Below are 847 nucleotides of genomic sequence, written 5' to 3'. Positions count from 1 at the left end.
GGGCCGCAGGCGAAGGTGAGTTGGTCGGCGTCGGTGGTGTGGCATGTGGACCAGTCGGTGACGTGGTGGACTTCGCAGTAGTAGCCGGGCACGGTGCAGCCGGGGGCAGAGCATCCGCGGTCCTTGGCGTACAGCACGATTCGCTGGCCGGGTGAGGCCAGGCGCTTGGTGTGATACAGCGCCAGGGCCTTGCCTTGGTCGAAGACGGCCAAATAGTGGTGGGCGTGGCGGGCCAGTCGGATGACGTCGCTGATCGGCACGATGGTGCCGCCACCGGTCAACCCACGCCCGGCGGCGGCCTCCAGCTCGGCCAGTGTCGTGGTGACGACGATGGAGGCCGGTAACCCGTTGTGCTGACCGAGTTCTCCGGAGGCCAACAGCGCGCGCAGGGCCGCGTTGAGTCCGTCGTGGTTGCGCTGGGCCGCGGAGCGCGGGTCGTGCTCGATGGCGTGCTGGCTGGGTGCGCCGTCCACGCACGGGGTGTCGTCGAGGGGGTTGCACATGCCCGGGGCGGCGAGTTTGGCCAAGACGGCTTCCAGGGTGGCGCGCGCTTCAGGTGTCAGCCAGCCGCGCAGCGCCGACATCCCGTCGGCTTGCTGGTGACCCAGCATCAGGCCACGCTGACGCGCCCGGTCCTCGTCGGTGAAGGTGCCATCGGGATTGAGCACATCGGCCAGTGCCCGCGCCAGGTCGGCGAGTTGTTCGGGGCGAAACCGGGTTCCGAATTCGGCCAGTTGGGCTTCGGCCTGCTCGCGGGTGGCCAGGTCGATCCAGCCGGGCAGGCGGTGGTAGAACGTGCGGATCACCGCGACCTGACCGGCGCCCAGTGTGCCCTGGCGTTGGGCGG

General features: G+C 69.8%; 1 protein-coding gene. It reads right to left on the bottom strand.

From position 1 onward, the window contains the following. A partial coding sequence (locus tag A5732_RS02750) for an HNH endonuclease signature motif containing protein (RefSeq protein WP_076100498.1) occupies positions 1-847 on the bottom strand: 847 nt, incomplete at both ends.

Source organism: Mycobacterium colombiense, from assembly GCF_001953985.1.
Lineage (GTDB): Bacteria > Actinomycetota > Actinomycetes > Mycobacteriales > Mycobacteriaceae > Mycobacterium > Mycobacterium colombiense_B.
This window is presented reverse-complemented; position numbering and strand designations above follow the sequence as displayed.